Annotated in this window: 22 protein-coding genes; 16 read left to right on the top strand and 6 right to left on the bottom strand. The window is 54.5% G+C overall.

Going from position 1 to position 23,355, the window contains the following annotated elements; all coding sequences use genetic code 11:
* Positions 1–9: 9 nt before the first annotated feature.
* The gene (locus IAE33_RS06980) at positions 10–2,292 is read right to left on the bottom strand and encodes a TonB-dependent receptor (RefSeq protein WP_236404039.1); all 2,283 of its coding nucleotides are present in this window, start codon (positions 2,290–2,292) and stop codon (positions 10–12) included.
* Here IAE33_RS06980 and IAE33_RS06975 point away from each other — a divergent pair.
* The 3 genes from IAE33_RS06975 to IAE33_RS06965 all read left to right on the top strand — a co-directional run bounded on the left by IAE33_RS06975 (position 2,269) and on the right by IAE33_RS06965 (position 5,860).
* Positions 2,269–3,312 carry a LysR family transcriptional regulator gene (locus IAE33_RS06975; RefSeq protein WP_201162928.1) on the top strand — a complete coding sequence of 348 codons (1,044 nt, stop codon included), beginning with the start codon at positions 2,269–2,271 and terminating at the stop codon, positions 3,310–3,312. The genes IAE33_RS06980 and IAE33_RS06975 overlap by 24 nt on opposite strands.
* 131 nt (positions 3,313–3,443) lie before the next feature.
* On the top strand, positions 3,444–5,027 hold the full coding sequence (locus IAE33_RS06970) for an ABC transporter permease (RefSeq protein ID WP_201162927.1): 1,584 nt from the start codon (positions 3,444–3,446) through the stop codon (positions 5,025–5,027).
* Positions 5,024–5,860: an ABC transporter ATP-binding protein gene (locus IAE33_RS06965; RefSeq protein ID WP_201162926.1), complete on the top strand. Its 837-nt coding sequence runs from the start codon at positions 5,024–5,026 to the stop codon at positions 5,858–5,860. Before IAE33_RS06970 ends, IAE33_RS06965 begins: the two co-directional genes overlap by 4 nt.
* Before the next feature lie 515 nt (positions 5,861–6,375).
* Here IAE33_RS06965 and ykgO read toward each other — a convergent pair.
* Positions 6,376–6,516, bottom strand: a complete 141-nt coding sequence (ykgO, locus tag IAE33_RS06960) for a type B 50S ribosomal protein L36 (protein ID WP_117139605.1) — start codon at positions 6,514–6,516, stop codon at positions 6,376–6,378.
* Between the two features lie 544 nt (positions 6,517–7,060).
* On the opposite strand from ykgO, the gene IAE33_RS06955 reads away from it, so the two are divergent.
* Genes IAE33_RS06955 through IAE33_RS06940 form a run of 4 tightly spaced genes read left to right on the top strand, consistent with a single transcriptional unit; the run spans position 7,061 to position 11,812 of the window.
* Positions 7,061–8,596, top strand: a complete 1,536-nt coding sequence (locus IAE33_RS06955; RefSeq protein ID WP_201162925.1) for an ABC transporter substrate-binding protein — start codon at positions 7,061–7,063, stop codon at positions 8,594–8,596.
* Positions 8,593–9,528, top strand: a complete 936-nt coding sequence (locus IAE33_RS06950; protein ID WP_201162924.1) for an ABC transporter permease — start codon at positions 8,593–8,595, stop codon at positions 9,526–9,528. The genes IAE33_RS06955 and IAE33_RS06950 overlap by 4 nt, the downstream gene beginning before the upstream one ends.
* Complete coding sequence (locus IAE33_RS06945; protein ID WP_201162923.1) at positions 9,525–10,346, top strand: ABC transporter permease; 822 nt, start codon at positions 9,525–9,527, stop codon at positions 10,344–10,346. The genes IAE33_RS06950 and IAE33_RS06945 overlap by 4 nt, the downstream gene beginning before the upstream one ends.
* A complete protein-coding gene (locus IAE33_RS06940; protein WP_201162922.1) occupies positions 10,343–11,812 on the top strand; it encodes an ABC transporter ATP-binding protein in 1,470 nt (489 codons plus the stop codon). Before IAE33_RS06945 ends, IAE33_RS06940 begins: the two co-directional genes overlap by 4 nt.
* A 197-nt stretch (positions 11,813–12,009) precedes the next feature.
* Here IAE33_RS06940 and dksA read toward each other — a convergent pair whose 3' ends face one another.
* From dksA to hisI, 3 genes are read right to left on the bottom strand one after another with little or no spacing between them, the layout of a single operon-like run.
* Entirely contained in the window at positions 12,010–12,414 is a 405-nt protein-coding gene (gene dksA / locus IAE33_RS06935; protein ID WP_201162921.1) for an RNA polymerase-binding protein DksA, read from the bottom strand.
* A gap of 31 nt (positions 12,415–12,445) precedes the next feature.
* On the bottom strand, positions 12,446–13,792 hold the full coding sequence (locus IAE33_RS06930; RefSeq protein ID WP_201162920.1) for a dihydroorotase: 1,347 nt from the start codon (positions 13,790–13,792) through the stop codon (positions 12,446–12,448).
* Complete coding sequence (hisI, locus tag IAE33_RS06925; protein WP_442967350.1) at positions 13,789–14,223, bottom strand: phosphoribosyl-AMP cyclohydrolase; 435 nt, start codon at positions 14,221–14,223, stop codon at positions 13,789–13,791. Before hisI ends, IAE33_RS06930 begins: the two co-directional genes overlap by 4 nt.
* A gap of 80 nt (positions 14,224–14,303) precedes the next feature.
* Between hisI and IAE33_RS06920 the strand changes: the two genes are divergently transcribed.
* Together IAE33_RS06920 and hemB are read left to right on the top strand one after the other, a co-directional pair.
* Positions 14,304–14,741, top strand: a complete 438-nt coding sequence (locus IAE33_RS06920) for a DUF4440 domain-containing protein (protein WP_201162918.1) — start codon at positions 14,304–14,306, stop codon at positions 14,739–14,741.
* A gap of 69 nt (positions 14,742–14,810) precedes the next feature.
* Complete coding sequence (gene hemB / locus IAE33_RS06915; protein ID WP_201162917.1) at positions 14,811–15,818, top strand: porphobilinogen synthase; 1,008 nt, start codon at positions 14,811–14,813, stop codon at positions 15,816–15,818.
* Between the two features lie 70 nt (positions 15,819–15,888).
* Here the strand turns inward: hemB and IAE33_RS06910 are convergent, their stop codons facing one another.
* Positions 15,889–17,088 (bottom strand): N-acetylmuramoyl-L-alanine amidase, encoded by a 1,200-nt coding sequence (locus tag IAE33_RS06910; protein ID WP_201162916.1) that lies wholly within the window; start codon positions 17,086–17,088, stop codon positions 15,889–15,891.
* Positions 17,089–17,271: 183 nt separating this feature from the next.
* On the opposite strand from IAE33_RS06910, the gene IAE33_RS06905 reads away from it, so the two are divergent.
* The 7 genes from IAE33_RS06905 to IAE33_RS06875 are packed head-to-tail and all read left to right on the top strand — an operon-like array spanning position 17,272 to position 23,283.
* Entirely contained in the window at positions 17,272–17,676 is a 405-nt protein-coding gene (locus IAE33_RS06905) for a Fur family transcriptional regulator (RefSeq protein WP_117139616.1), read from the top strand.
* A 48-nt stretch (positions 17,677–17,724) separates the two neighbouring features.
* Positions 17,725–18,942: a zinc metallochaperone GTPase ZigA gene (gene zigA / locus IAE33_RS06900; protein ID WP_117139617.1), complete on the top strand. Its 1,218-nt coding sequence runs from the start codon at positions 17,725–17,727 to the stop codon at positions 18,940–18,942.
* A 53-nt stretch (positions 18,943–18,995) separates the two neighbouring features.
* On the top strand, positions 18,996–19,916 hold the full coding sequence (gene folE2, locus IAE33_RS06895) for a GTP cyclohydrolase FolE2 (protein ID WP_117139642.1): 921 nt from the start codon (positions 18,996–18,998) through the stop codon (positions 19,914–19,916).
* The gene (locus IAE33_RS06890; protein ID WP_201162915.1) at positions 19,906–21,033 is read left to right on the top strand and encodes a CobW family GTP-binding protein; all 1,128 of its coding nucleotides are present in this window, start codon (positions 19,906–19,908) and stop codon (positions 21,031–21,033) included. Before folE2 ends, IAE33_RS06890 begins: the two co-directional genes overlap by 11 nt.
* The gene (gene cysS / locus IAE33_RS06885; protein ID WP_201162914.1) at positions 21,030–22,445 is read left to right on the top strand and encodes a cysteine--tRNA ligase; all 1,416 of its coding nucleotides are present in this window, start codon (positions 21,030–21,032) and stop codon (positions 22,443–22,445) included. Before IAE33_RS06890 ends, cysS begins: the two co-directional genes overlap by 4 nt.
* Positions 22,442–22,696, top strand: a complete 255-nt coding sequence (gene yidD, locus IAE33_RS06880) for a membrane protein insertion efficiency factor YidD (RefSeq protein ID WP_201162913.1) — start codon at positions 22,442–22,444, stop codon at positions 22,694–22,696. The genes cysS and yidD overlap by 4 nt, the downstream gene beginning before the upstream one ends.
* Entirely contained in the window at positions 22,690–23,283 is a 594-nt protein-coding gene (locus IAE33_RS06875; RefSeq protein WP_201162912.1) for a 6-pyruvoyl trahydropterin synthase family protein, read from the top strand. Before yidD ends, IAE33_RS06875 begins: the two co-directional genes overlap by 7 nt.
* Positions 23,284–23,355: the final 72 nt, after the last annotated feature.

Below are 23,355 nucleotides of genomic sequence, written 5' to 3'. Positions count from 1 at the left end.
CACTACTTTTCAAAAATCGTAAGACACGGTGGCACCGACGGTGCGAGGATCACCTATCGTACCCGCAAAGATGTTGCCTGCCCCAGTCGCCACGCTGGTGTAGTAGAACTTGTTGAACACGTTTCGCACCCACAGCGAGACATCCCATTGAGCGTCCCCGTCATCAATACGAACACCTCCGGATAGGTTGGTCAGGCTATAGGACGGGATCACGCCATAATCTGAATCGTCGCCGGTACCGAAGCTTTTCGCCCTGTATGAATACGAGGCATTCAGATAGGGCCTGATACCGGAGTCGAGCGCCCACTGGTATCGAGCATTGGCGTTGAAGATCTGACGGGGGGATCCGGATACACGCTTGCCAGTCAGGTTGCAGGTAGTACCTGGCGTTTCCGGCGGGCACTGGCCGTCCTGGTAGTCCATGTAAATGGCATCGATAAACGAACCATTGGCATTAAGCGTCAAGCCTTTGATTGGCATGACGGTGGTCTCGAACTCGATGCCCCTGCTTCGCATGCTGCCTACGTTACTCAAATAGCTGGTGTTGGCCTCACGATCCCAAACAGTCGCTTGGTAACCAGTGATCCATGACCAGAAGAGATTGGCGTTGAAGCTCACTCGCCCACCCCAAAGCGTGCTTTTGAAGCCTAGCTCCGCATCATTGGCACGCTCAGGGCCGATTAGCAGTGAAGAGGCACCGTTGCCAGGTAGTGAAGGGTTGATGCCCCCTGATTTCTCGCCATGCGTGAGGCTGCTGTAAACCATAAGATCCGGGTTAACCTTGTAGCTTATCGATGCCATCCCAGATGGACTGCTGCCCGAGATCTTCAGATTTCCGGAGTCGTAAGCCCCTAATCGTGCATTCCTCGCAGCCAGCGCAGCACCGGTTACCGAATCGCCGGTGGGCTCATAACGTTTGACCCTCCCCGTCTTTTCTTCATAGGTACCTCGTAATCCAAGCGTCAAATCCCACTGGGGATTCAAGTGCCAAGTGCCCTGGCCAAATACGGCGTAGCTGTCCGTGGACACCTTCGAAGGCATTTTAGAACTGACATTACTCAGCGCCCCGACAGGTAGCCCAAACCAGGCATCTGCTTGAGGGCCGTAGTTGTAGAACAGATTGTTTCCGACGCTACCCTTGAAATAGTAAGCGCCTACGACGTATTCGAACGTGTCATCCTTTGGCGAGGCGAGCCTGATTTCTTGGGAGAACTGCGATGCATTGGCGGACGCTCCCATGTTCGTCCATACCGGTGCGGTGGTGAGGTCGTCGTTGTAGGGATCGAACTGCCACAACCGCCAAGCACTGATAGAAGTCAGAGAGTAGCCTCCGTCAAGCTTCCAGTTGGCTTCAGCCGAGAGAGCATTCTGATATACCTTGCTCCCGTTTCTACCGTCCGTATTGACCTTTAGCTTCTTAGGGTCGGTGATGGGGTCTTGCGCACCTACCCTGGCGTATCGTGCCCGGGTGCTCGCCAGTGGCCCAAAACTCAAAAATGAACGAGTGAGGTCGAGGTCTTCATCGTTGTACTCAGCGATCAGCCTCAAGCTGAAGTCATCGTCAGGCTCAAACAGCAATTGCCCTCGAATGCCCTGTCGGGTGCGGCCTTGGTAATCTCCGTCGTGGACGTTCTTGATGAAACCATCGGTCTCGCTGCGGCTAAGGGAAATGCGACCAGCAACAGCATCTGTGAGTGGCCCCGAGAAACTTCCTCGATACTCCTTCAATCCATACTGGCCCGTGGACACACTGAGATGGTTCTCGGGATAAAAGGTCGGGGCCTTGGTGCGGATGTTCACAACGCCCGCCGTGCTGTTTTTGCCAAACAGCGTACCTTGCGCTCCCCGCAGGACTTCCACCTGTTCGATATCCAGCAGGTCGAAGGCGGCCATGCCTGTTCGACTGAGATACACGTTATCGATGTAGACGGCTGCGCTACCTTCCAGTCCGTCGTTCCTCGGGTTGTTGCCAATACCACGAATGGACAGACTGCTCTGCGCTGCGTGCCAAAATGGCATGTTGACGCTAGGAGCAAGTTGCTGAATGTCCTGTATCGCAGACACACGATTGTCCTGAAGATGCTCACCGGTCAGCGTCGTCATCGGGGCAGGCACGTCTTGAGCTGCCTCATCACGGCGCCGTGCGTTCACCACCACCTTGGACAGCGTGGAGTCATCTCTTGCCTCTGGCTTTGAAATCGGTAAATCGTCTGCGTACACAGAAGCACCTTGCCATGTGTAAGCCAGTGCGACCGACCAGTAAAGCAGATGACACTTAAACCGATGCTGCATATGCATATATCCCCAGGGAATAAAAAAGATGCTCGTTGTGAATATTTGTTATTTGAGGTTAAAATTCGAGCAATTCCCGCGCAAATGCGTATGGCTTATAGGGGTATGCACACGATGCATTTCGAACTGAGAAACTTGCGGCATTTCGTTGCGTTGATTAATCACCGAAGCTTTGTGCTTGCAGCCCATTCTGTTAATTTGTCACAGCCCGCTTTCAGCCGAAGCATCCAGGCTTTAGAGCATCAAGTGGGATGTGATCTTGTTCACCGAGAAAAGAAAGGGCTTCCACCTACCCAGCAAGGCAAAGTTCTGCTGGATTACGCCAATGAGATTCTAAGAAAATCAGACGAACTGGCATTTAGGATTGCTGCCTTTAACAGCAATGCTCAATCCGTTTTGAATTTCGGTTGTGGCCCAGTAGCGGCTGCCTCAATAGTACCTAAAGCAATCGCAAAACTTTTGCAGAACCACCCACATGCCAAGGCTCGATTTGTTGTGGATAAGTGGAATGAACTGAGCTTAAAACTTAACCGCGGCGAAATAGACTTCTTCATAAGCAATACACTTTATTTTGAAGATGACAAGAACCACCAAATAGTTCCTCTCGCGCCAAGAAAGTGGTGCTTATACGCTCAAGCTGAACATCCAGTATTCAAAGAAACGCCAAACAAATACAACATCTTAAAATATCCAATTGGCTGTACGTTTGGTGTTAGGAAGTTACTGTCCACCTACCTATCGGAGCCGGACTACATACCGAGCTTACTTTGCGAGAACGGCTACTCCATTATGGATATCAGTCTAAACTCACACACCATTGGCTGCTCAGCCCTGCTCCCTATGATAGAAGATAATATTCAAAAAAGATTGCTCCGGGTTATCGAGCCCAGTGATTTCCAGGGGGCGCAGCAGGACAGGAATATCTTAAATGGAATTATTTCACTGAAGGGAACAATGACAACTCCTCTAAGGCAGACATTCATACAACTACTGCAAGATTACGATCAAGTTCCGCACTGAATACTTATGCAAGCCGTGCATGTCAATATGCGCTGAAGGCAATTGAGCACCAGAGCATCGCGCCATACAGTGTTCGATCACCTTCTCGGCCCGACTTCTCAGTCGCCCGCCTAGTCAGACAGGCAGCAAAGATGTCTATTTCAATACCGCAAGACCAACCCATTCGAAGCAGGTTGTTCAAATTCGGGGAATGCGCGCACTCGTTGTCCCCCTTGATACTACCGCTAGCTATAGTAATACTCTGGCATCTGGCATCACATTACGATTGGTTGAACAGTCAGGTTCTACCTTCACCGTCCGTGGTTTGGAGTTCAGCACTGGATCTTGCACAACAAGACCTGGTGGCCAGCATTTTGATCAGTCTTCGTAGACTGGTTTTAGGCCTGACCTCTGGCCTCTTGGTGGGTGTACTTCTGGGTACATTGATAGGTCTGAGTGAACGAGCAGAACGCTTGTTTCTCCCCACGTTTTCAGCACTGGCCCAAGTGCCAACGCTGGCGTGGATTCCACTTTTCATGCTGTGGTTCGGCATCGAAGAGACGCTCAAAATAGTCGTCGTCATGAAGGCGGTGATTGTGCCCATGACATTCCATACCGCTATGGGAGTGCGGGACATCCCTTCACGACTCCAGGAGGCGGCAGCAGTTCTTCGCCTATCGCCGTGGGCAAGACTAAGGTACCTCATCATTCCGGCGATGGCGCCCTCCGTCCTCGCAGGATGCAAGACGGCCCTTGGTACCGCATGGTCGTCACTGCTTGCAGTAGAGCTACTAGCCTCAAGCGACGGCTTGGGCTACCTCATGGTGTGGGGCCGCCAATTGTTTATGCTGGACATTGTGCTGGTATGTATCTGCGTGGTCGCAGTGATCGGTATTGTAATGGATCGTGGAATCCGTTGGATTGATCAGCATTGCATACACTGGCCTCAACCGAGTGCGTTAGAGTTGAAACGGCGATCACTGATTGGTATTGAAAATATAGAGCCTTGGATTATTCCTGTTTTAATGCTAACAGCATGGTACGCCGTGTCGGCTGCAGGTGCAGTCAACCCTAACATCATTATCCATCCCAACAAGGTTTTTATCACCTTGTGGCATGGGCTTACCGAGGGGAATATGGCCACATCGCTTGCTCAGAGCTTGCGCTTCTCGCTAATTGGCCTAACCGTTGGTGGTAGCTTCGGAATTATCGTTGGGGTTTTATTGGGCATGAAGCAGGTAGTAGAACATGCCTGCGGCCCAACGCTCTCGGTTATCCGTCACGTCGCAATTTTCGCATGGATTCCTTTAATTACCGCGTGGTTCGGCCTAGGAAATACATCTAAAATTGCTTTCATAGCACTCGCGTGCTTCTCTCCTCTCTATGTAGCCACTCAGACTGGAATCGCGAACCTGTCTATGGATTTGAATGAGGCTGCTCGCGTTCTGCGGCTGGGTTTGTGGCATAGAATGACCAAGCTCATTCTTCCCGGTGCATTATCCAGCATATTCAGCGGACTCCGGGTATCTTTGATTTATGCATGGCTTGCCACTATCGGCGCGGAGTACTTTATTACCACGACTTCTGGAATAGGAAGTTACATGATTGCCGCACAACAGCTATTCCGAATGGACGATGTCATGGCAGCAATGATCTTAATCGGATTAACGGGCGCCGTAATTCATAAGCTAGGCATGAAAATTGAGAAGCTAGCATCGCGCTGGAGATTTAAATGAATTCATCAATCAATGCTGCGTGCGACACGGCTATTGTTTCTTTCAAAAATGTCAGAAAAAAATTCAAGACCACCCAAGGTGATCTGTTAGCGCTTGATGACTTCACGCTGGACATCGCTGAAGGTGAGTCGATTGCTCTCTTAGGATCAAGTGGCTGCGGCAAGTCTACGCTTTTGAGGATGCTCGTTGGACTGGATACAGACTACGAAGGGTCAATCTGTGTTAAAGGCCGCCCGGTTAAGGGCATCGAGCAAGAGCGAGGCATGGTTTTTCAAGAGCACCGCTTGTTTCCATGGCTAACTGTAGCCAAGAACATCGAGTTGGGACTGCTGAATGACCAACTGAGTACACAAGAACGACAGTCGAAAATTGCTGATCATGTGAGGCTAGTTGGGCTGGATGGATTCGCAGACAGCTATCCCCACCAGCTCTCGGGGGGGATGGCTCAGCGCGTATCCATCGCACGAGGACTTGTGAGTAGTCCGCGCATCTTGCTATTGGATGAACCATTTGGTGCCCTAGACGCCAATACTCGCACGCAGATGCAGCAAGAACTTCTTAGGATCAGAGCGGAGTCTCGAATTACCACCATTCTGGTGACCCATGATATAGAGGAAGCTATCTATATCGCCGACAGGATTATTCTACTGGCCCCTCGCCCGGGAAGGATTCAGAAGGTGATAAAGGTTTGTGAAGCACACCCAAGAGAGCGCACTTCATTTGAATTTCTTCGATTACAGAAGGAGCTGCTGTACACGATGACAGGCGATGAGGCGTACGCAGCCGAGACTCGTCGACTCGAAAGCCTATCGCCGAGCGCCATCGCCCTCTAGCCGCCACCAAATAACTTTCTAAGGGTGTCCTCGTAGAGATGCGACCTAAACCGTCTATGAAAAAGATGATTGCTACGTGCCCAGGGGCTCTATCGGGACGGGATACTCAATCCGTCGAGCGCGATCAGGGCGTCATCAAGAGGATGATTTCGGGCGAAGCTCCACGCTAAAACGTAGCGCAGGACATAGGTGCAACACCACTGCAAGAATCTCTGGACTAGCGGGTGGGGTTGGTCGAGCTAACTTTGGTGGCCAGGGCCTGACGACCTTTGCCGTGCGGGGTTTACGACCGGAGATTTCTACTGCAACGGCTTTCCGATACTCGCGGCTAACCTGCTCTCTGACCTTTGTCGGTTAAGCGCATCACCACTAAAACAGATCACATCAGAAACTGATCACCCGCCGCCCAGCTGATGGAGCCTCAGCACACTGCAGTTGACCGACAACCGCGCTCGAAGCTAACAGCGAGCGCAGTTGTCAGCCTACAAAAACGAGGCTCGACATTTTTCAAGAATTTATTTTTTCTTGACACCACCTTGCCTAGCCTTAAACCGCGGGTTGGATTTGCAGATCACGTAAATCCTGCCTCGACGCTTCACGATCTGGCAGTCACGATGGCGATTCTTGGCCTGTTTGAGCGATGAAAGAACTTGCATGGCGCCACTCCTGTTATGTGATAACATTATGTTAACGCGAATCATTCTCGACTACAAGCCTCACCCTCACCCCCCCCTCATCGGTTCTGATTACTGCAGGCCAAGCCACTTGTCATGCAACGATGACTCAGTTCCCGAAACAGCCGACTGCTCACGCATGTACACGTATTGCCCGGCGCAGACGCTCATGGAACACGCCTGCACAGCTGCCTAGCGACCCCTAGGAGGTTCTCGATGAGAGCCCCAGATCTTGGGTTTCCTTCAGCGTCATCATAATGCGTACCCCAAGCGACAGGCGGTGATCAGCTGCTGCCTTGGGATGAAAAATGCGAACCGCCCCAATTACGACACGCATGGCTTGAGCGGGAACGTAACAAGATATTTCAATAATGGACGTTATATCATCACATTGCCTACCATGCGCGACTTCCGCACTGGATGATTTTTTTTCACCGAAACTGATAAGGACGAACAACTCTGAAGCGCTCGGCCTAGACAGGTCGCTTCAACGTTGCCGTCGGGTGTCGAGCAAAAGGAATGTAATGTGGTACTCAAGCCCAAGCTAAAGCTACTCGCGGCAGCAGTTGCCGTCTGCGCGACCTTCGCCTACGCAAACGTCAACGCTGATGACAAAGTCTTTGACGTCGTTGCTCCCTTCGAGATCGTGGGCCTGGATCCGTCCGTATCCGGATTCATTTTTCAGCGAATGCAGATCACTGAAACCCTGCTAGAAGCCGACCCGATAGGACAGCCCCAACCCGCGCTTGCTGAGACGTGGAGTGTCACGGATGACGGAAAAGTGTGGCACCTGGCAATCCGACCCGGTGTGAAATTTCATGATGGAAGCGAATTAACCCCAGTTGTAGCGGCTCATTCACTCAATGTCGCTCGGAACAAGGCGGGCATTCTGAGCAAAGCCAAGATTGAATCGATTACAGCCGAAGGCAACGAAGTTGTCATTCGACTGAAGGAGCCCTTCGCCCCTCTGCCCGCGCTGTTGGCTCACTCGTCCACCAGCATCTTGGCCGCGGCTGCGTATGATTCGAAGGATGTTGTTCAAAAGGTCATTGCCACCGGCCCCTACAAGACAACCCTGGTAGAGCCTCCTCAACGTCTTGCAACGCAAAGATTCGAAGAATACTGGGGCACTAAACCAAGCATCGAGAAAACCACCTACTTGGGCGCAGGGCGCGGAGAAACTCGAACCCTGATGGCCGAGAGCGGCGGCGCTGAGCTTGTGTTTCAGCTCGACCCTCCCAGCATTGCTCGACTCTCACGCTCCAAGGATGTCCATGTACTGAAAGAGCCAGTTCCGCGCGTTGTCATGCTGGCAGTGAATTCAGGCGCAGGGCCGACAGCCTCTGTAGATACCCGTAAAGCATTGAGCCTGGCAATCCAACGGGAAGGTATCGCTGCCGCCGTATTACGTGCACCAGGTACCGGCGCAACACAAATGTTTGCCGATAACGTAAGTGCCTGGCACGACGCTAGCCTTCCACCCTTGAAGTACGACCCAGAAGCGGCACGCAAGCTGTTGGGCAATGAAGGTTGGGTTGCTGGCTCAGACGGGATCTTGATGAAAGACGGGGTGCGTTTCCGTATGAAGCTGCTCACCTTCGGTGACCGCCCTGAGTTGGCACTGATCGCCACAGCCTTACAAGCGCAATTGCGAGAGATTGGCGTCGAGGTTCAAGTGGCAGTGGAAAATGTCAGCGCTATACCCGTGGCATACAATGATGGTTCCCTTCAAATGGCGCTATTCTCCCGCGCTTACGCACTCGTGCCCGATCCCCTCGTAACTATTTTCGGCGACTTTGGAAACGGCGGTGCTGAGTGGGGGCCACTGGGGTGGAAAAACCCTGCTTTTGACTCCGCGATGAACGCGCTGTTGTCCGGAAAAAAGCCAGAAGACCAACAAGCTCTGCGTAATCAGATGCTTGCTCAATTCCAGAACGAGCTCCCCCTGATTCCTGTGGCCTGGTACCGCCAGACAATCGCAGTGTCGAATCAGGTGGAAGGGGCAGCAATCGATCCATTCGAGCGCACGTTCGGGCTAACAAAAATGCGGTGGGCACAATGATCCGGCTTCTAGGCTTTCGACTGCTTCAGGCGGTCATGGTGGCTGTCGTCGTCGGCGCTCTAACGTTTATGTTGATGACGCTCCTCCCTGGTGACGCAGCGTACCGAATTGCCGCAGGCCGTTATGGTTATGACATGGTGAACGGCGCTGCTGCTGAAGCGGTACGCGCAGAGCTCAGCCTCGACCAACCAGTAATCTGGCGCTTTCTCGCCTGGATTAAAGACCTGCTTAACTTTGACCTCGGCACATCCCTGGTGTCTGGTACCCCTGTCACTGACGTTGTACTTCATGAGCTAGGGAGCTCAGTGCGCCTGGCTATTGGAGCGGTGATTCTCTCCTTCCTCATCGGCCCACCACTCGGAATCTTCGCAGGGCTGCGCCCGGGCGGAGTGCTTGACCGAGGGCTACTCATCCTGAGCACAGCAACTCGCGCTATACCGCATTTTGTGATGGGCGTGATTCTAGTATTTGTATTCTCCGTCTCACTCGCAATCCTGCCATCCGCGGGGCACGGAACCTGGGCGCACACCATACTACCTTCGCTTACCCTCGCGCTGGGACTCGCAGTTGTCTCATCTCGTGTGGCGCGAGACGCTACGGTAAAGATTGCCTCCTCCCCATTCTATGCGTTTGGCCGACTGAAAGGGCTCGGCGCGCTGAAGGTCTTCACACGCCACGGCTTACGCAACATTGGCGTACCAGTAGTTACCTACCTGGGCGTTCAACTGGTGTATCTGATTGAAGGCGTGGTCGTCGTAGAAACGCTCTTCGCCTGGCCTGGAATTGGCCATGGCTTGGTGCATGCCATCGTCCAACGCGATCTGCCGATGGTGCAAGGCGCAGCGCTAGCAATGGGTCTCATGTTTGTGGTGCTGAACACGTGTGTCGACCTGGCCAACCATCTGATTGACCCGCGCCGGAGTGACGCATGAATATTGAACTCGAAATCGCAAACGCGGCACCAAAGCCTCGCCACCTACCTCGGCTGGTCGGGTTCGCAATCCTCCTTGCTCTGATTGCCTTTGCCGTCCTCGTTCCTATTCTGTGGGACGTGGACATTGCCAAGCAGGATTACAACGCCATTCTGTCGGGCTCAATAAGCGCGCACCCCCTGGGCACAGATCATTTAGGTCGAGATATGCTCGCACGCTTGGCTTCTGCAGTACGCTTGTCATTGGGGCTAGCGCTGGTGAGCGTAATTACAGCAGCCGTGCCTGGCGTACTTCTGGGCATCCTTGCAGCCTGGAAAGGTGGATTTACCGACAAGACACTTGGCCTTGTTACGGAGTTGGTTCTGGCGCTGCCCGGCCTGCTGTTGGTTCTGCTAATCGTGGCAATCTTCCCAGGTTCCTTTGTCGCCTTGTACGGGGCGATCGCACTGGTGCTTTGGATAGAATACTTCCGCATGACACGCGCCCTGTCCCGCACCGTACTGGCATCGCCAGCCGTCGCTGCCACACGCCTGCTCGGCTTTGGGCCCATGTACGTCATCCGCCGCCACCTTTGGCCAGAGCTAGGGCCCGCGATCCTAACCATTGCGTCGTTGGGAGCCGCCTCGGCGATCATGGCAATCGCAGCCCTGGGTTTTGTCAGCGTAGGCGTTCAACCCCCGACAGCTGAGTTGGGACTGATGATCACAGAATTGCTCCCCTACTTTGCAGAAGCACCTTCAGTAATCGCAATGCCGATCATGGTTGTCTTCCTGATTGTTCTTTCACTCATGCTGATCGCTGGAGGGCGCAAACCATGAAGCCGCTGCTGAAAACTGAAGATTTGGAGATCCGAACAGTTGACACTCGCCTGGTTGATCCACTTTCCATAGAACTGTTCCCGGGTCAGGTGCTAAGCATCATTGGCGAAACCGGCTCAGGGAAAAGCCTATTCGCTCAAGGTGTTGTTGGAAATTTACCGCCGGGACTGCACGCTCAAGGCCGGATTGAGTTCGCGGACGGCGTCAGTGAGGATGGGCGAAGCAATAGGCGCCAAACACTCTGGGGGCGTGAAATTGCCGTTCTCCCTCAAGAGCCCTGGCTGAGCCTTGACCCAACCATGCGCGCACTTCCTCAGGTTTCCGAGACCTATCAGCATGTAGTCGGGAAAAACGCGTCTGAGTCTCGCGAGCTCGCGCAGAGAGACTTGGTTCGACTGGGGCTAGAGCATGCTTCCACGAAGTACCCATTTCAGCTTTCAGGCGGTATGGCGCAACGCTTAGCGTTCGCGGCGACACACGCTGGCGGCGCAAAATTGATGGTGGCAGATGAACCCACCAAAGGCTTGGATCGCGACCGGATTGACGAGATGATCAGCCTCCTGAAAGCTGGCTTGGCCGAGGGTGGTGCGCTGCTGATCATTACTCATGACATGGAGGTTGCCCGCCGCCTGGGCGGCGACATCATGATCATGCTCAAGGGGAAGATCATCGAAGCTGGTAGCGCCGAACAGGTGCTCAACAATCCTACGCACGCCTACACCCGACAGTTATTGGATGCTGACCCGCTGAATTGGAAGATTCATAAACCCGCGCTGCCTGCAGTCGAGCCAGTGGTGCAAGTTAAAAACTTGGCTGTTGATCGCGGGGGGCGCACACTTTTCCAGGGCCTTTCCTTCGATGTTCACCCAGGTGAAATCGTTGGAGTAACCGGCCCCTCAGGGTGCGGCAAGTCGACCCTCGGAGATGTGATTCTGGGGCTGATGGATGCAAGCGAAGGCAACATCGTTAAGCGCGCCGGCACCTCCCGAGTTGCGTTCCAAAAGCTCTTCCAGGATCCAGTCGCCGCCTTCCCGCCGACAGTGACATTAGCCCAAAATCTGGCAGATCTGGTACACCTGCATGGCCTTGATGCCAATCGCATCGGCCCTCTGCTAAAACGACTTCGATTGGAGCAGTCACTGCTAAGGCGGCTGCCTGAAAATGTATCTGGCGGTGAGCTGCAGCGTTTTTCATTGCTGCGAGTACTCTTGATTGACCCAGTGCTCATTTTCGCGGATGAACCAAGCTCCCGGCTTGACCTCATTACCCAGAAGGAAATGCTGGAACTGCTAGTCGAATCCGCAAAAGAAAGTGATACCGCTGTGCTCTTGGTTAGCCATGACGAAGCCCTGATTGATGCAGTTTCTGATCAACGTATTCGGCTTGGCAGCTCAGAGTATCCAGTGTCTGTACATGAAATGGCTAAGACGCCTGCGCAATCAGTTCGTTCAGCAGCCGAGGCTTAAAGTAGCTGTGGCTGGCGTACGACGCACAATTTAACGGGAGTGAGCTCATTCAGCGCCCTACTCGGTAGGGCGCCTGAGCTCTAGCTAGCTGAAGTATCTGATCCGTAATCGACTGGCCGCAGGGATCAGACTTAGTGATACCACTAACCCTTTGATTAGCTTCCACATTTTAGTGATTAACCGGCTGAATGCAGGGGTCAGTCTTCCCGCATGTGCCGCTCCTTCCTTTCCTGCCGCTCCTTCGCTTCAATGCTCAATGTCGCAGTTGGCCGCAGTAGCAAACGCCGTAACCCAATGGGCTCTCCTGTCTCTTCGCACCATCCGTACTCCCCTCGCGAGATCCGCTCCAAGGCTTCGTCTATCTTGTCCAGAAGCTTCTTCTCCCGCTCAAGAAGGCGTAATTGCCACTGGCGCTGCTCCTCGACGGTGCCCAAATCAGAAGGGTCGCTGCTAGGCTCGAACTCTCGCATGAGCTGGAACTCGCCAGATATTCGCTCCTGCAGCTCCGTACGCTGTGACAGCAGCAGGTCTCGGAAGAACCCCTGTTGCGCGGCATCCATGTAATCGTCAACTGGCAGAGAAAGCAGCTCTTGTTCCGTCATGTCGGTCACTCTCGCACGATAATTTGGGTAGTCAGGAGCGTTGCGCGCTGAATGCCAAAGGCAGCCCTTGGCAACTCTCATTCACGCATCCGTCATGCCAGGCCAGTTGGCCAGAAACTACGGTCGTCGTTACTCGGTGCCGCAGCTGGTGATTTTTGAACGGTGTCCACTGACAATGGGCAAGGATCGGGTCAAGGGCAACCGGTCGTGGCTCATCTAGACGCTCAACGAGAGCGAGATCCGCCCAGTACCCCTCACGCAAATATCCGCGCTCCTGGATCGCGAACAAGTCTGCAACCGCATGACTAGTCTTCTGCACGAGCTGGGTAATCGGCAGTACACCTTCTTCCACCAGCTCAAACAGGGCAGGAAACGCATGCTGAACCAGGGGCAACCCAGATGGAGCCGATGCATAAGCCCTCTGCTTCTCCTCCAGCGTATGAGGGGCATGGTCAGTACCGATTACATCGATTCGATCACATAGCAGCGCCTGCCGCAGAGCATCACGATCCTCTCGGCTCTTAATGGCAGGATTGCACTTGATCAGATTGCCAAGGCTTGCGTAATCGTGGTCATCGAACAACAAATGGTGCGCGCAAACCTCGGCGGTAATCTTCTTGCCTGCCAGCGGGCCTGGCTCGAATAATTTCAGCTCCTTAGCCGTGGTCAAGTGCAGGACATGTAGGCGCGTGCCAAACTTATTGGCAAGCTCTACTGCCAAGCTGGAAGATCGGAAACAGGCTTCCGCATCCCGTATTACGCGGTGCATCGCCGGCGTGATGAAATCACCAAATTGCTCTCGGTAACGAGCCTCGTTGGCCAAAATTGAAGGTGTATGCTCACAGTGCGCGAGCAAGATCGTCGGCACATTGGCAAACAGCCGCTCGAGCACACGTGGATCGTCAACGAGCATGTCTCCCGTCGACGCGCCCATGAATACCTTCACACCTGCGACCTGCCGCGGGTCAAGACTGGCGACCACGTCCAGATTGTCCTTGCTGACGCCAAAGTGAAAGCCGAAGTTTGCGACTGACGAAGCGGCGGCTCGGGCTTTCTTATCTTGAAGCGCGGCGAGGGACAAAGTAGCCGGGTTTGTATTGGGCATGTCCATGAAGCTGGTAATACCACCAGCAACAGCGGCTCGGGACTCACTCGCCATGGTTGCCTTGTGCGCAGCGCCGGGCTCACGAAAGTGCACCTGGTCGTCGATCATTCCTGGCACAAGCCAGCGCCCGTGAGCATCAATTTCGACGGAGGCATTAATACCATCGATGCTGCCTGCAATTTTCTCAATTCGGCCATATGCAATGAGAACGTCAGCATCAAACACCTCTCCCTCATTCACCAGGCGAGCGTTTCTGATGAGGATACGAGTCATGATTTGACCACTCCAGGGCTACTCTCCACCACGACCTGGTCGCCCTCGATGACGTTGTAGAAACAGCTACGCCGCCCGGTGTGGCATGCAGCACCTACCTGATCGACGAGGAGCAGCAGCGCATCGCCATCACAGTCCAAACGAATCTCCTTAACGTGCTGCACATTTCCTGAGGTCTCGCCTTTGCGCCAGAGACCATTACGGGAGCGTGACCAATAACAGGCCTGGTGGGTATTCAAAGTTTCCTGGAGAGCCTCCTCGTTCATCCAGGCGAGCATCAGCACCTCTCCGCTGTCGTGCTGCAGGGCGATCGCCGCTATGAGCCCTTGTGGGCTCCATGGCACCTGACTGAGTACGTCGCTGAGGGCAAAACGGCTTCCCGCCTCCGCCCGCTCGAGCTTGAGGAACATGATCTGTGACCCATAATTCATTAGTTATGTTATAACATATCACGTTTTTTCGATATTCTGAGTACCTCCCTCACAATTTTAAACCCTAAAGGTAAGCATTCATGACCGAAGCCCCTGCCGCGCTCCTCACCACCGAACCTTACGCCGATACTGAATTGGCGTGCCTCGCCGGAGCGAAAGCCGCTCTCTATCGTTGGGCTGCAACCGTTGCCACTCGAGATGTCGACAAGGTTCTTGAGCTCTACGCCCCTGATGCCATCTTGGTACCAACCTTGTCCAACCAAGTGCGCGATTGCAACGATAGCCGCCGCAATTACTTCGAGAATTTCTTGGCGAACGACGGTTTGGTCTGTGACATCCAGGTCTTCAAAAAACGCGTAAGCAGAAAGCTTGGCACCGTCGTAGTCGGGGGACTCTACACCTTCGTCTACCGTGACGGTGGCGAGCAAAGGATTGTACCCGCACGATTCCTCTTCACCTTCGAACGCATCAATGAAGAGTGGCTGATCACCGGTCACCACTCGTCAATCGAAGCCTGATAGAGCCCAGGTTCGCCACTCAGAACGGTCGAACCTGCTCCCCCCGGTTACCCAAAAATTGCGAAGTCTATGAATCATATTTCAAGCCTAGGAAACTTCCCTGCAGTTCGTCTTCGCCGCAACCGCGCTGACGACTGGACTCGCAGGCTGGTAGCCGAAAATACACTGTCTGCGAACGACCTGATCTGGCCAATTTTTATCAAAGAGGGCTCCGGAAAAAACGATCCCGTTGCCTCCATGCCAGGCCAAGTACGCGTCACGCTCGACGAACTCATAGAGCATGCGGGGAAGGCAGTAGATCTCGGCATTCCAGCCATCGCACTTTTTCCCGCAACCTCGCCCGATCGCAAAGATAGCGAAGGCAGTGAAGCTACAAACCCAGAGAATCTGGTATGCCGAGCCGCCCGATTGCTGAAGTTGACCTACCCTACGCTTGGCCTTATCGGCGACGTGGCTCTAGACCCCTATACCGATCATGGTCATGACGGGGTACTGCGTAATGGCTTAGTGGCTAACGATGAAAGCCTTGAGGTGTTGGCACGCCAGGCGGTGGTTCAAGCACAGGCAGGAATCGATACGCTTGCTCCGTCAGATATGATGGACGGGCGCATTGGCGTATTGAGAGCCGCCTTGGATTCTGCCGGCCTCACAGACGTGCGACTGATGTCCTATGCAGCCAAGTACGCATCCGGCTTTTACGGCCCATTTAGAGATGCACTTGGCTCATCCGGCGCACTGAAGGGCGACAAGCGTACATACCAGATGGATCCCGCCAACAGCGACGAGGCGCTACGCGAAGTTGCACTGGATCTCCAGGAAGGCGCAGACATGGTCATGGTCAAGCCTGGCATGCCCTACCTGGATATTATCCAGCGAGTGAAAGCCACATTCGCTGTGCCGACGTTTGCGTACCAGGTAAGCGGCGAGTACTCGATGATCAAAGGAGCCATCGATAACGGCTGGCTTGATCCGGGCAAGGTCGTGCTGGAGTCACTCATGGCATTCAAACGAGCTGGCTGCAGCGGTGTGCTGACCTATTTCGCCATTGAGGCCGCCGAGCGCTTGAAGCGCGGCTGAGGCCCACGGAGAGCAGCCCAAACGAGCGCCGTCAGAGTTGGCAGCGCTCAACAACGGCTCTCTCTCCGCTTTAGGCCATTCCCATACGAGCCATCGCTGCGATGAGGCTGCCTGGCGGCGGCTGCTGACGGAAGTATCCATCCACTCCAGCAAATATCGCGTCAGCCACTTTGCGCTGATGCCGCACGTCATGCAGTCTTCGACAATCACCCGCATTGGAAATGAAGCCGGTCTCGACCAGAATCGATGGAATAGCTGCAGACTTAAGCACTGCAAAACCTGCCTGCTCAACCTTCGACTGATGTAAGCCCGACACATCTCCCAGCCGCGACAACACCTGATGACCAAGATCCAAGCTGGTTGAGATAGTCGCATTCATTGACATATCGAGCAGAACGCCAGCGACCATCGGGTCGTTTTTTCGAAGCTTCACTGCCAGACCACCCCCAACGGAGTCGGCGCCATTTTCTCGCTCAGCCATCCATCGAGCCATGGAGGAGGTAGCACCACCCTGCGAAAGCGCAAAGACTGATGCACCTGATGCGGTCAATCTAGGCGCGGCATCCGCATGCACAGACACGAAAAGATCGGCATTCAATCGCTGCGCCAGCTCAGCTCGTTTACGCAACGGGATGAAGATATCGTCGGTGCGCACCAGCCGAGCTTTATAACCCTTTTGTGCATTGACTCGCTTAGCCAGCAATGTCGCGATTTGCAAGGCAACAATCTTCTCTTGTTCACCCTTGGCGCCCACCGCGCCCGGATCCTTCCCTCCATGCCCAGCATCGATCACTACCAGCAAATCGCGATTGGACTTACCCTTCGGCGGCTCTAGTGCAGCCTGGGTCGCACCAGCTGCCGCGGCAACCCTGAACGAGGGATCAACCAACTCCAGCTCCAATCTGTGGCTTCCAGCCGAGACAGGTCGTAGCTCTCCACGAACTCCGGAATTAGCCAGATCCAGAACAATCCTCAGATCGCCTGCGGGCGTCTTCCCGCTCCGAATTGCTCGAACAGGAGTACCGTCAAGCGCTAGGTTACTCAATGGCGCGTTTAGTACGGCCTGTTGAAGATCAAGCACTAGGCGCGGCGGAGATTCTAAGCTGAAGCTGTTGGCGATCACCGGGCCGCTCAGATCGAGCAAAAACCGAGTAGCACCTCCTGACTGACTAACACTCACCCGCCTCACCGCCTGAGCTGCATGCACAGTCAGCGAAGCCGGCAGCGCCAACCCAGCCAAGAGAAATTTGAGCAAGCTGCGTCTGTCCATACACCCTTCCATTTCTTCATTTTTCTTATCCAACCACGCGGGAACTCGGCATTTCTCAGCCTCTGTCCGCCCAGAACGCGCGCATGCTCGCGACATTTTTTGTGGCGTGGAGCATTATGTTACGTTATAACGTAAGCATTATGGATGACATGACTCAAGTTTCACGTTCGACGCGGGGCCTGCATGCGACTCACCACTAATCAGCAATTGGTTCTGGCCACCCTTCAGCAATCAAGTACGCCACTTAGTGCGTACAAGATCCTTGAGAGCTTGAAGGATGAAGGCTTCAAAGCGCCCATACAGATCTACCGGGCGCTTGGAAATCTTGCCAAAAGAGGCCTTGTTCATCGCCTGGAGTCTCTGAACGCGTACGTGAAATGTGACCCGTCCTCTACCTGCGACAACGGCGTAAGGGCGTTCGCGATCTGCGACTCATGTGGTCGGGTCGATGAGTTTCTCGTGCCTTCGCTTGACAGGTATTTGGGTACCTGGGTGAAGAAAAACGTGTTTGCACTGGGCAGCTCAACCATAGAGCTGCACGGGAAATGTGCCGACTGCTGCAAGCTTGAACACACCTCTAAAGGCTAGCGACTACGAGTAGTACGCTTACACCATATCTTACCGTGAGGGCTCCTGATGACAGTCCCAACCTCTAACTCGAGTGAAGCCCATAAGCTTCCCGTAACCGTATTGTCCGGATTCTTAGGAGCAGGAAAAACCACGCTACTCAATCACATCCTGAACAATCGCGAAGGCCGACGTGTCGCCGTAATCGTCAATGACATGAGTGACGTGAATATAGATGCTGCCCTCGTGCGTGACGGAGGCGCAGAGCTCTCACGCACGGATGAAAAACTGGTTGAAATGAGCAACGGCTGCATCTGTTGCACCCTACGGGAAGACCTACTGCTTGAGGTGGATCGCCTTGCCAAGGAGGGGCGATTCGATCAGTTGGTCATTGAGTCCACCGGCATTTCTGAGCCACTGCCAGTGGCGGAGACCTTCACCTTTGAGGGCGAAGATGGGCGCAGCCTCGGCGAGGTAGCTCGCCTCGATACCATGGTCACCGTCGTGGATTCCTTCAACTTCCTCAGAGACTACAGCTCACGCGATAGCTTGCAGGCGCGAGGCGAATCGCTGGGAGAGGAAGATGTTCGCACGGTAGTCGATCTGCTGATTGAGCAGATCGAGTTCTGCGACGTGATCGTCCTCAATAAAATTGATCTGGTCAGTGAGGATGAGCGGCGACAATTGATCGCCATCCTCAACAGCCTGAATCCCCGAGCGAAGATCGAGATCTCCGAGTTCGGCAAAGTCCCACTGGATCGTGTGCTGAATACAGGCTTGTTCGATTTCGACGAGGCCTCGCGAGCCCCCGGCTGGCTGCAGGAAATGCGTGGTACTCATACGCCAGAGACGGAAGAGTATGGGATCCGCAGTTTCGTATACCGCGCCCGACGCCCCTTCCATCCCGAGCGTTTCCATGAGCTGGTTGAAAGTGAATGGCCAGGCGTCGTGCGCTCCAAAGGCTACTTCTGGCTCGCCAGCGAGCCAGCTATGGCCGGTAACTGGTCGCAAGCAGGCGCAGTGGCCAGACATGGCCCAGCGGGCTATTGGTGGGCAGCCATCCCGCAAGACCGTTGGCCGACGGATCCCGAGTCCGTCGAGGACATTCGCGCTAAATGGGAAAAGGACGTGGGCGACGCACGACAAGAGCTCGTACTCATCGGCATGGACATGAATGAGCCAGCGCTGCGAGCCAGCTTTGATGCATGCCTCCTCACAGATGATGAGATGGCTCTAGGCCCGAAGGGCTGGATGAAGCTTAAAAACCCGCTTCCTGGCTGGAATTAAATTGTAAGAGCCCTCCCGTGATTGGGAGGGCCAGTAACCTGCGGATAAAGAACATGAGTGCAGCACTTCCCGACGTTTCCGTCACCGACATTGCTCCGACACTTGGCCCCCTGGAGTGGGTTGGTATGCAAGGAATCGACCTCCCAGTCACGATTGACGAGCCAGGCTATCATCGCGAGCTTCACGCCAGAGCAGACGTGCAAGTCGACTTGCCTGCGCCCCAGGTGAAAGGCATCCATATGTCTCGCCTCTATCGATTGCTGGACAGCTGGGGACAAGAGGCGCACATCTCGCCGGAGCATGTGCATACATTGCTGAGCAGCATGATCGACAGCCACCACGACTGTGATAGCCGAAGTGCACGGCTTCGGCTCGATTTTGATCTTCTCATCCGCCGCCCAGCGCTCGTGACGGAAGGTTTATCGGGGTGGAAGTCATACCGTGTTCAAATGAACGCATCGCTGGTGGGAGATAAATTTGCGCTGAGCGTTGAGTGCACTGTTGGCTACTCGTCTACATGCCCTTGCTCCGCGGCGCTGTCTCGCCAGCTGATTGAGGCGAGTTTCCTCAACTCATTCTCAAACCAGCCACTCGTTGACCCGGCAACCGTCGCGAAATGGTTGCGAGCGAACGCGTCAGTTGCAACGCCGCACAGCCAGCGCAGCGAGGCACGCGTATGCGTTTCGGTTGAACGCACTTCCACCAGCCTAGGGTTGCTATCTTTGATTGAAGCTGTTGAGAATTCTCTAGGTACTCCAGTCCAAACCGCAGTCAAACGGGCTGATGAGCAAGCATTCGCAGCACTTAATGGCCAGAACCTGATGTTCGTCGAGGATGCCGCTCGCCGGATTCGCGCAGCACTCACCGAACACCAGAATCCTAAAGTTCATGTGCGGCACCTGGAGAGCCTGCATCCTCATGATGCAGCTGCCTGGTCTTCACCTTTTGACCAGGGTTCGCACCATGAGCAGTGAAGCACGCAGCTCGCTGATCCCCGTCACACTGCTGACTGGCTTCCTCGGCAGCGGCAAAACGACATTGTTAAACCAGTTGGTGAGACAGCCGGAATTTGCCAACACGCTGATCATCATCAATGAATTTGGGGCGATGGCACTCGACCATCTTCTCGTCACCCACAGTAACGAGAACATCGTCATGGAATTGGGCAGCGGCTGCGTCTGCTGCACAATTCGTGGAGACCTCGTCCAGACATTGCGGGACATCACGTGGCGTTTCTCTCGGGAGGGGAACCGCCAGTTTGACCGCGTATTGATTGAAACCACCGGCCTAGCAGATCCTGCCCCGATCATTCACACCCTGATGACGCATGCACAGATCGCCCCCAAATATCGACTGGATGGTGTGGTAGCGACAGTAGACCTAGCCAGCGGCATGGCTACGCTTGATCACCATCAGGAGGCGATCAAACAAGCTGCTATGGCAGATGTACTGCTGTTGACCAAAGGTGACCTGGTGAGCCCCGAGCATAGGGCAGAGCTTCTCCAGCGCCTGTCAGACATCAACCCTGCAGCACCTCGCTGGGAAATCAAGAACGGCCATCTGGAGGCAAGCAAGATTCTGGGCCTTGGCCTCTTCACTCACGAGGGTAAGTCACCCGATGTTGAAGGCTGGTTAAACGAGCATGCATACGAGGCCACCTCTACCCCTAAATTCCAGATCACGCCTCAACCTGAAAAGAGTACGAGTCAAGGGTTGTTCTCTGCAGGCTTGCGAGCACCGCAACAGGACGTAAACCGTCATGGCGACCGGATTCGTGCGTTCTGCTTCACCATCGACAGCCCAATCAGTGAGCTTGCTCTGGAGTGCTGGCTAGAGGTGTTGATGACGTTACTGGGAAGCAACATTCTCCGGGTTAAGGGCATCCTCAACATTGAAGGGCGCGACACGCCGATCGCCCTGCACGGTGTTCAGCACATCTTCCATCCGTCCGCTCCACTACCCGCCTGGCCGACTGACGACCGGCGTTCCCGTTTGGTTTTCATCACTCAAGACGTCACACGAGAAATGATCGAGGCGACCTTCAGGGCCTTCAAAAACAAGGCGGGACATATCGAAGGCATCAGCGTATGACGTCGTCCATCAAACTTCACAACACGCTCACTCGAGAGAAAGAGGCACTGCGCACTGAGCGGCCTGATCGGGTGACCATGTATGTCTGCGGCCCTACCGTCTACAACTACGCCCACATCGGGAATGCTAGACCAGCCGTTGTCTTCGACATCCTTGCCAGAGTTCTGCGCCATGAATTTAAGGAAGTCGTTTACGCGCGAAACTTCACGGACGTGGACGACAAGATCAACGCGGCAGCAATTGCGTCAGGCTCTCCAATCGGGGACATCACCCGCCGCTTCATCGATGCCTACCATGAAGACATGGCAGCCCTTGGGATCGCCTCGCCCGATCTGGAACCACGCGTTACGGATCACATCCCAGAGATCATCGCGCTGATCAAACGATTGGTCGACCGGGGCCACGCCTACGTCGAACAAGAGCATGTGCTGTTCCACGTCCCTTCCTACCCTGCCTACGGTCAACTGTCAGGACGCCTGCCCCAGGACATGATGGCTGGAGCGCGAGTTGAAGTTGCCCCCTATAAGCGCAGCCCGCTGGACTTCGTTCTATGGAAACCTTCGACTCCTAAAATGCCCGGCTGGAGCAGCCCTTGGGGACGAGGTCGGCCAGGATGGCATGTTGAGTGCTCTGCGATGATTGGGCGACACCTGGGGCACACCATCGACATTCATGGCGGAGGCCAAGACCTTATTTTCCCTCACCACGAAAATGAGATCGCTCAGGGTACTTGCGCCAATGGCACTCTCTACTGCCGCACGTGGGTACACAATAGCTTCGTTACCGTGGATGCGCAGAAGATGTCCAAATCACTCGGCAACGTTTTGCTAGTCCGAGACCTTCTCGCTCAGGCACCTGGTGAAGCTATTCGATTCGCGCTGCTCTGTACCCACTACCGACGCCCAATGGACTGGAACACACAGCGCTTGCACGCTGCCGTACAGACGCTATTCCGATTTTACTCATCGCTGTCGAAAGTCAGCTCTTTGGCTGTCCCTGTCGACGTGGCACCGGATGAACTGGTGCTGGAATCACTTAAGAATGACCTAGGGGTGACCGAAGCACTTGCTCGGCTGCATGTGCTCAGATCGGAGCTCGATCAGGCGGTGACAGATGAAATGCGAATGCTTGCTAAAGCAAGGCTGATCAAGTCCGCCGGACTGCTCGGCCTCCTGCAGCAAGAGCCACATGTCGCGCTGGCTGCGCTTAGGCCTCCAGTACAGCCTGTTGAGCAACCGCTCAGTCATCGACAGCATCTTGAGTCATTGCTGGAAGCAAGAAACCAAGCACGTATTGCGCGCGACTTCTCCAGAGCCGACGCTCTGCGTGACGAGTTGCTAGAAGCTGGCTTTAGCATCGAAGACAGTCCAGAAGGCTCCACGCTGCGCCCGACAGCAAGGAGCGTGATATGAGGCGGTGGCCGAACTCTATTCTGATTGCGTTGGTACGCGGCTACCAACTGTTCATCAGCCCCGTCATAGGCAATCGATGCAGATTTCACCCTTCTTGCTCGCAGTACTCAATCGAAGCACTGCGGACTCATGGCGCCCTGATGGGCAGCTGGTTGACGCTGCGCCGGCTCTTGCGTTGCCACCCACTGCATCCCGGTGGATTTGACCCCGTACCGTCGAAAGGCAACAAGGATAAAGGTGGCCCATGCTGATTCGGAAACTGTTCAAATTCGAAAACGCCCACATAGTTCGAGGCTGTAGCACCCGTCGTTGCTCTCACTCGATTCATGGGCACTCGTACAAAGTCGAGCTGCTCTTGCGCGCCGATGCCCTTGATCACGGCCAGATGGTGTATGACTTCGGGCTACTCAAAGGTGACGTTCGGGACTTGATCGACGCTTTCGATCACGCCGTCGCGATCTGGTCGCAGGATGATCCTGATTACATTGCCTCAATTCGGAGGCATTCAGAGCGCTGGGTACTCATCCCCGTGTCACCGAGTGCTGAGCAGTTCTCCAGATTAATCTTCCGCCTGGTGGAAGCCGCCTTGGAAAACACCCAAATGAAGAACGGTGAATCCGGTGTTCAGCTCCACTCTGTAATCGTGCACGAAACCGAAACGGGGTATGCGCAGTGCTTCCGCGAGGATGTTGTGAACCCCCGTATGGGCTTGATTGACCTCGACCTCATTGAGTTCTCTCCCGAGATTACTGCCCAGTGGGCTGATCCCAAGCTGTACGAACGGCTGAAGCCGAAGCCCACCATGATCCAGACCGAGCTGGAAGGTTTGTGTAGCTGATGCCCTGCGCGAGTAGCTGTGCTCGCAGCTAGAACTTGCAGTCCACCCAATTTATGACCAGGGCGTCCGCTA

It is taken from the genome of Pseudomonas sp. S60, assembly GCF_016647865.1.
GTDB classification, from domain to species: domain Bacteria; phylum Pseudomonadota; class Gammaproteobacteria; order Pseudomonadales; family Pseudomonadaceae; genus Aquipseudomonas; species Aquipseudomonas parafulva.
The sequence above is the reverse complement of the archived record's forward strand: the minus strand, read 5'-3'. Positions and strand labels throughout refer to the sequence as shown.

Bases quoted from the DNA above. Each gene is read 5' to 3' on its own strand.
- dksA (WP_201162921.1), bottom strand. From the start codon at position 12,414: ATGACGGAACAAGAGCTGCTTTCTCTGCCAGTTGACGATTACATGGAT.
- IAE33_RS06890 (WP_201162915.1), top strand. From the start codon at position 19,906: ATGAGCAGTGAAGCACGCAGCTCGCTGATCCCCGTCACACTGCTGACT.
- IAE33_RS06905 (WP_117139616.1), top strand. From the start codon at position 17,272: ATGCGACTCACCACTAATCAGCAATTGGTTCTGGCCACCCTTCAGCAA.
- ykgO (WP_117139605.1), bottom strand. From the start codon at position 6,516: ATGCAAGTTCTTTCATCGCTCAAACAGGCCAAGAATCGCCATCGTGAC.
- IAE33_RS06975 (WP_201162928.1), top strand. From the start codon at position 2,269: ATGACACTTAAACCGATGCTGCATATGCATATATCCCCAGGGAATAAA.
- IAE33_RS06940 (WP_201162922.1), top strand. From the start codon at position 10,343: ATGAAGCCGCTGCTGAAAACTGAAGATTTGGAGATCCGAACAGTTGAC.
- IAE33_RS06930 (WP_201162920.1), bottom strand. From the start codon at position 13,792: ATGACTCGTATCCTCATCAGAAACGCTCGCCTGGTGAATGAGGGAGAG.
- zigA (WP_117139617.1), top strand. From the start codon at position 17,725: ATGACAGTCCCAACCTCTAACTCGAGTGAAGCCCATAAGCTTCCCGTA.
- hisI (WP_442967350.1), bottom strand. From the start codon at position 14,223: ATGAATTATGGGTCACAGATCATGTTCCTCAAGCTCGAGCGGGCGGAG.
- IAE33_RS06980 (WP_236404039.1), bottom strand. From the start codon at position 2,292: ATGCAGCATCGGTTTAAGTGTCATCTGCTTTACTGGTCGGTCGCACTG.
- IAE33_RS06950 (WP_201162924.1), top strand. From the start codon at position 8,593: ATGATCCGGCTTCTAGGCTTTCGACTGCTTCAGGCGGTCATGGTGGCT.
- yidD (WP_201162913.1), top strand. From the start codon at position 22,442: ATGAGGCGGTGGCCGAACTCTATTCTGATTGCGTTGGTACGCGGCTAC.
- folE2 (WP_117139642.1), top strand. From the start codon at position 18,996: ATGAGTGCAGCACTTCCCGACGTTTCCGTCACCGACATTGCTCCGACA.
- IAE33_RS06970 (WP_201162927.1), top strand. From the start codon at position 3,444: ATGTCTATTTCAATACCGCAAGACCAACCCATTCGAAGCAGGTTGTTC.
- IAE33_RS06920 (WP_201162918.1), top strand. From the start codon at position 14,304: ATGACCGAAGCCCCTGCCGCGCTCCTCACCACCGAACCTTACGCCGAT.
- IAE33_RS06875 (WP_201162912.1), top strand. From the start codon at position 22,690: ATGCTGATTCGGAAACTGTTCAAATTCGAAAACGCCCACATAGTTCGA.
- IAE33_RS06945 (WP_201162923.1), top strand. From the start codon at position 9,525: ATGAATATTGAACTCGAAATCGCAAACGCGGCACCAAAGCCTCGCCAC.
- IAE33_RS06965 (WP_201162926.1), top strand. From the start codon at position 5,024: ATGAATTCATCAATCAATGCTGCGTGCGACACGGCTATTGTTTCTTTC.
- IAE33_RS06910 (WP_201162916.1), bottom strand. From the start codon at position 17,088: ATGGACAGACGCAGCTTGCTCAAATTTCTCTTGGCTGGGTTGGCGCTG.
- hemB (WP_201162917.1), top strand. From the start codon at position 14,811: ATGAATCATATTTCAAGCCTAGGAAACTTCCCTGCAGTTCGTCTTCGC.
- cysS (WP_201162914.1), top strand. From the start codon at position 21,030: ATGACGTCGTCCATCAAACTTCACAACACGCTCACTCGAGAGAAAGAG.